At 57.3% G+C, this 5847-nt stretch carries 5 protein-coding genes; all 5 read left to right on the forward strand.

Annotation, left to right across the window (positions count from 1 at the left end; genetic code table 11):
• The first annotated feature begins 105 nt into the window (after window positions 1-105).
• The 5 genes from ACOCD2_RS10890 to ACOCD2_RS10910 all read left to right on the forward strand — a co-directional run bounded on the left by ACOCD2_RS10890 (window position 106) and on the right by ACOCD2_RS10910 (window position 5778).
• Entirely contained in the window at window positions 106-1203 is a 1098-nt protein-coding gene (locus ACOCD2_RS10890; RefSeq protein ID WP_293645292.1) for a ligand-binding sensor domain-containing protein, read from the forward strand.
• 60 nt (window positions 1204-1263) lie between these two features.
• Window positions 1264-3045 (forward strand): diguanylate cyclase domain-containing protein, encoded by a 1782-nt coding sequence (locus ACOCD2_RS10895; protein WP_293645294.1) that lies wholly within the window; start codon window positions 1264-1266, stop codon window positions 3043-3045.
• A gap of 147 nt (window positions 3046-3192) precedes the next feature.
• The gene (gene dapA / locus ACOCD2_RS10900; RefSeq protein WP_293645296.1) at window positions 3193-4068 is read left to right on the forward strand and encodes a 4-hydroxy-tetrahydrodipicolinate synthase; all 876 of its coding nucleotides are present in this window, start codon (window positions 3193-3195) and stop codon (window positions 4066-4068) included.
• A 44-nt stretch (window positions 4069-4112) separates the two neighbouring features.
• Window positions 4113-5264, forward strand: coding sequence for an outer membrane protein assembly factor BamC (gene bamC / locus ACOCD2_RS10905; protein ID WP_293652582.1), 1152 nt, complete (start codon window positions 4113-4115; stop codon window positions 5262-5264).
• Window positions 5265-5289: 25 nt separating this feature from the next.
• Entirely contained in the window at window positions 5290-5778 is a 489-nt protein-coding gene (locus ACOCD2_RS10910; protein ID WP_293645300.1) for an MBL fold metallo-hydrolase, read from the forward strand.
• Window positions 5779-5847 lie beyond the last annotated feature (69 nt).

Raw genomic sequence — 5847 nt, forward strand, 5'->3', positions numbered from 1 at the left:
GTGTTGGGTCAATAGCATAGACTCGGCGTACTATGATGTCAAGCCTCTACAGACATGAAAAAGCGATTGTAGATCCATGGAGGCAGGCTTGTACTCATCTTAGGGGTGAGTAGTTACACCGAAACAGGCCGTTTTACGCATTTCCGTCACGATGAAGCCGACCCGGCAAGCCTGCCGGGGGGCAAGGTGCTGGCCCTGTTCGAGGATGCCGATCATACCGTCTGGGTGGGAACCAACCGGGGGCTAGCGAGATTCGACCCGGAGCGCATGGCTTTCGACAGCTACCAACACAGTGCTTCCAGTGAGCACAGTCTGAGTGATGACGATGTGCGGGCAATCTATGAAGACCACCAGGGACGGTTTTGGGTAGGTACCGCCAACGGCGGACTCAACCTGATGGACCGCAAACGCGGCACCTTCAGGCGCGTTGAACATGATCCGGAAAATCCACAAAGCCTGGGCTCGAACTGGGTACGTTCTTTGCTCCAGGACCGTGAAGGAACACTCTGGGTCGCCACGGATGCGGGGCTTAACGAGTTGCGTCCCGAGACAGGTGGTTTTGTGCGCTATATGCACGATCCCCTGGATCCTGTGAGTATCAGCAACAATCAGGTATCCACCTTGTTCCAGGACCGTGGCAATGTGCTCTGGGTGGGAACGTTCAGGGGGCTCAACAAATGGAATTACGTGAGTGATGCCTTTACCTATCTGCATGTCAGGAATGGTGCGGCACTTGCATCGGACGGCAAGGTCTTTACCTCGCTGGCTGAAGATGACGAAGAGCATGTGTGGGTCGGTTCCTACGGAAACGGGTTGCTCCGGGTAAATACAGAGACGGGTGAAAGCGAAAACTTCCGCCACGAAGATACGGATGACCGCAGCCTGAGCGACGATCGCATCATGAGTCTGTTTGCCGACAACGATGGCAGCCTTTGGGTCGGCACCTTTGGCCAGGGTCTCAATCACCTGGATCCGGCGACGGGCCAGTTCCGGCATTTCCGTCACGAAGACCAGGTTACAGGCAGTATCAGTTCCAACGCGATTACGTCCATTTTTCGGGACAGGCAGGGCATCCTCTGGATCGGCACCTATGGCGGTGGACTCAACCGCCTCGATCCTGAAAGCCAGACATTCAAGCCCTATCGGCATGATCCCGGAGATGACAGAAGCATCAGCAGTGATCGTGTTCTGGCTGTCTACTAGGACCGCTACAACGTGCTGTGGATAGGTACGGAAAATGGGGGGCTCAACCGGTTCGATCCGGTGACGGATTCTTTCCTGCACTACCGCAACGAGCCCGGCAATATGAACAGCCTGTCCAGTGATGCTGCCTGGAATATCACCGAAGGCAAGGACGGCTCCCTGTGGGTTGCGACCATGGGTGGTGGTCTGAACCGCTGGTATCTGGCCGACAGAAAGGCCGGTCGTGAGGTTTTTCACAAGTACCAGAAAGCCCAGGGACTGCAAAGCAACACCATCTATGCCGTGCTGGAAGACCGGGAGGGATTTCTGTGGCTGAGCAGCAACCGGGGACTTTCACGGCTTGACCCCAGTGATGGTAGTCTGAGCAACTATGACCGCTTCAACGGTTTGAAAGGCGATGAATTCAATGCCGGTGCGTATCTGAAAACCCGGGCCGGACAACTGTATTTTGGCAGCGCGGAAGGTGTGCTTACCTTCAGCCCGGAACTGCTGACGAAAAACCAGCATCCGCCGGATATCGTATTGTCAGTGCGTTCCAGAGAGAAACTGCTGGCGTCGGTGAGCAGTAACGACACCCTCGTGCCGGAAAAACTGGTGTTCGCATATGATGATGACTACATCGATTTCAGCTTTACAGCGCTGGATTTTGCCTCACCGCACATGAACCAGTACCGCTATATCCTGAAAGGCTTCGATAAGGACTGGAACACAGTGCGCAAACAGCGTTCCGTTACCTACACCAACCTGCCGGCCGGGCAGTATGTCTTCAAGGTCAAGGCCAGCAACAACGATGGTGTCTGGAACGAGACGGGCGCAGCCCTGCCTTTTTCGGTGAAACCGGCTCCCTGGCTGTCCCCCGGTGCTTTTGCAATCTATGCCCTGTTGCTGGGCGGACTGATCTACAGCTACAAGAAGGCACAGGACAGAAAGCAGAAACTTGCGCAGCAATACAGCGCAAAACTGGAAGCGCAGGTGGAAGACAGAACCCAGGAGCTGTATGAACGCAACCAGCAATTGAGCCACCTCAATGAAATGCTCAAGGAAATGAGCGTGACAGACTCGCTCACCGGGCTGAAAAACCGGCGCTATCTCTATGAATTCATCGAGCCGAGAGTGGCTGCGGTTAACCGCCGTGTCGAGGACACGCAGAAAGACCGGGTGGTCTCCGGGAAAATCGATATCACGCCTTCCATCTTCTTCGTCATGATCGACCTGGATGGCTTCAAGCCCATCAACGATGCCTACGGCCATGCAGCGGGAGATCAGGTGCTGATGCAGGTGAGGGACGTACTGCGGGCTTCCTGCCGCGATTCCGATGTCATCATTCGCTGGGGCGGCGATGAGTTCCTGGTGGTTGGAGAAAACAACAATATACACGCGGCGGAGCGCCTGGCCGAGCGCATTCGCCGGAATCTTGCAGAATTCCAGTACCAGGTGGGTGAGGGACATACCGTCACATTGTCAGGCTCCATCGGTTTTTCCATGTATCCCTTCTCCGTCCATGGCAAGGCCGACCAGATGTCCTGGGAGCAGGTGATTGCCATTGCCGATGATGCAAGCCTACACAGCGAAAAAGAATGGCCGCAATGCCTGGGTAGGCGTGTACGGTACGCGAAAGAGTTCCTGGGAAGACTTCGCTTCGGCCAATGTCGATCTGGTTTCTCTTGCCGCCAGAGGACATATCTTGCTGACCACCTCGCTGGTCTCGTTGAGCGAGGCCGTGGAGGCGAAGCAGCAGAAGAAGCTGCAGAAGCCGGCTGTCTGAGGGAAACCCGCCTGAACGACAGAACTCACCCGCGCTTTCCGGTGTTTTGTATTTTTCCTGCCCGAAGCCGTGCGTAAATCAAATCAACCGCTTGCAGGCGGATTCGGGTTCAAATCCTTCCGCGGATACCTTTTTCCTTGTCAGCGAAAATTGCCACAGGATAGAATACCGCTCTTGTGGGGAATATCGCTGTCGATGTTTCTGTGTGAACTGTGGAGTGAGTGATGATTCAGGGTAGTATGGTAGCGCTGGTGACACCGATGGCGGCGGATGGTTCTGTCGACCGGGACGCGCTGTACAAACTGCTGGACTGGCACGTGGATCAGGGGACGAGCGCTATCGTTTCCATGGGTACCACGGGGGAATCGGCCACACTCGACGAGCAGGAACACTGCGGGGTGATCCGCCTTACCGTAGAGCATATTGCGGGCCGCATTCCCGTCGTGGCCGGTACCGGCGCCAACTCCACCACCGAAGCCATCAGCCTTACCCGCTGTGCTGCCCAGGCAGGTGCGGATGCCTGCCTGCTGGTGACCCCCTATTACAACAAGCCCACCCAGGAAGGCCTGTATCTGCATTACAAGGCCATTGCCGAAGCCGTGGACATCCCCCAGATTCTGTACAATGTGCCCGGCCGGACCGCCTGTGACATGCTGCCAGAAACCGTGGGTCGCCTGTCCCGGGTGAACAATATCGTCGGAGTGAAGGAAGCTACCGGCGACCTGGATCGTGTGGCTGCCATCCGCTCCCTTACCGGGGACGATTTTGCCCTCTACAGCGGTGACGATGCCACAGGATGCGAGTTCATGCTGCTTGGTGGCAACGGGGTCATCTCTGTCACCACCAATGTTGCGCCCGCGGCCATGGCCAAGCTGTGTGAAGCCGCGCTCAGGGGAGATCGTGCGGCTGCCGGGGCCATCGACGCTGAACTGGCGAGCCTGCATCGCGACCTGTTCCTGGAGTCCAATCCCATACCGGTCAAATGGGCGCTGGCGGAAATGGGTATGATTCAAAAAGGTATCCGTCTGCCGCTTACCTGGCTGTCTGCAGAATATCACCAACCTTTGCGCCAGGCCCTGAGCCAGGCCGGGCTCATTTGAGCGACCGTTTAGCCATCCTGAATGATGGCTGGGAAAACAAGTCTATGAATGTCAGTATCAAGCGCCTTCTCATCCTGCTTTTGCCCTTGTTCATCCTGGGCGGATGCAGTTCCAACGGTTTGGACAAGGTACTCCCTGACAAGCAGGTGGAATACAAGCGGGAAGTGATTGCTGACAAGCACCTGGAGGTGCCTCCCGATCTTACTTCCAGCCGCATCGAGAACCGTATTCCCGGGCTGGAAGGTGGCACCACGACCTATTCCGAGTATTCCGGCGTGCGCAAAAACGTGGGGGGCAGCCTGCGTTCCATGGGGAAGGAAGTCCTGCCGGAGAACCCCGACATCAAGGTGGAGCGTGAAGGCGAAGACCGCTGGCTGGTGATCAAGGCACCCGCCGATGCGGTGTGGGACAAGCTGCTTGATTTCTGGCAGGAGAACGGCATCCTGCTCGACCAGCAGGACCCCACCATAGGCGTCATGGAAACCACCTGGCTGGAGAACAAGGCCAACGTCAGCAGCGGTTTCATTACTGATTTCATCCAGGGCTTTTTCGAAGGCGCCTATGATGCCGGCATCCGCGACCGCTTCCGGATTCGTCTGGAGCGCGGCGAAGAGCCTGGCACCACCGAACTGTATCTCGTGCATTTCGGCATGGAACAGGATTTCGTGACCGGCGCCACCAATGAGGAAGACCAGATCTACTGGAAAATCCGCCCCCGTGACCCCGGACTCGAAGCCATCATGCTCAACAAGCTCATGGTGTACATGGGGCTGGCCGAAGAAGAAGCCAAGGCGAGACTGGCAGCGGCCAAAGAGATGAAGGGCGTACAGTCACGCCTGGTCAAGGGAGGAGATGGCGTGGCTCTGCTGGTTTCCGAGCCTTTCTCCAAGGCCTGGCGCCTGACCGGCCTGGCGCTGGATCGCGTCGGCTTCGTGGTCGAAGACCGCAACCGTTCACGCGGTATCTATTATGTGCGCTACAACGATCCCATGAAGGGGAGCGAAAAGGGCGGCTGGCTGTCTAAGCTGGCGTTCTGGCGCAGCAATGAGAAAGTGGACGAGGCGGCCCTGTATCAGGTGCGGGTAGAATCTGCGGATGATGGCAGCCGAGTCACGGTACTGGATGATCAGGGCAAGGCGCTCACATCGGATACCGATCTGCGCATACTGACGCTGATCAAGGAACAGCTCAAGTAGCACTCGCCGGCAGCTGTTTCCTGTCGTGTTGAAGTTTGCATCCCTGGGGAGCGGCAGCCGTGGCAATGCCACGCTGATTCAGGCAGGTGATACATGCCTGCTGCTGGACAGCGGTTTTTCCCTGCGAGAACTGCAGCAGCGTCTCGCCCGCCTCGAGCTGACGCCGGATGATCTCGATGCGGTGCTGGTAACCCACGAGCACGGTGATCACATCAAGGGGGTGGGTCCCCTGGCGCGGAAATACAGAATGCCCGTGTGGATGACGCACGGCACCTGGCGGAATGCCAACTGTGGTGACATTCCTGAACTGCAGCTGTTCGGCTCCCATACACCACCCTTCAGTATCGGTGATATCGAAGTGGCGCCTTTCGCGGTGCCGCATGATGCGCGGGAACCCACACAGTTCACCTTTTCCTATCGGAAGCTGAAACTCGGGATACTGACCGATGCCGGCAGCTTCACACCCCCGCTGCCAGCCATGGAGAGCGAAGCGAAGGCTGGTAGACCCCAGTAGCCGCGAGGCCGCACTGTTTTCCCGGCGTGCCTTGCGCCAGAGGGAAAACAAAGTAGGCCTCCGAACGCG

This window comes from Thiolapillus sp. (assembly GCF_048562965.1).
GTDB lineage: Bacteria > Pseudomonadota > Gammaproteobacteria > Chromatiales > Chromatiaceae > Thiolapillus > Thiolapillus brandeum_A.

Excerpts from the sequence above, each read along its gene's own strand:
- dapA (WP_293645296.1), top strand. The coding sequence starts at position 3,193 with ATGATTCAGGGTAGTATGGTAGCGCTGGTGACACCGATGGCGGCGGAT.
- bamC (WP_293652582.1), top strand. The coding sequence starts at position 4,113 with ATGAATGTCAGTATCAAGCGCCTTCTCATCCTGCTTTTGCCCTTGTTC.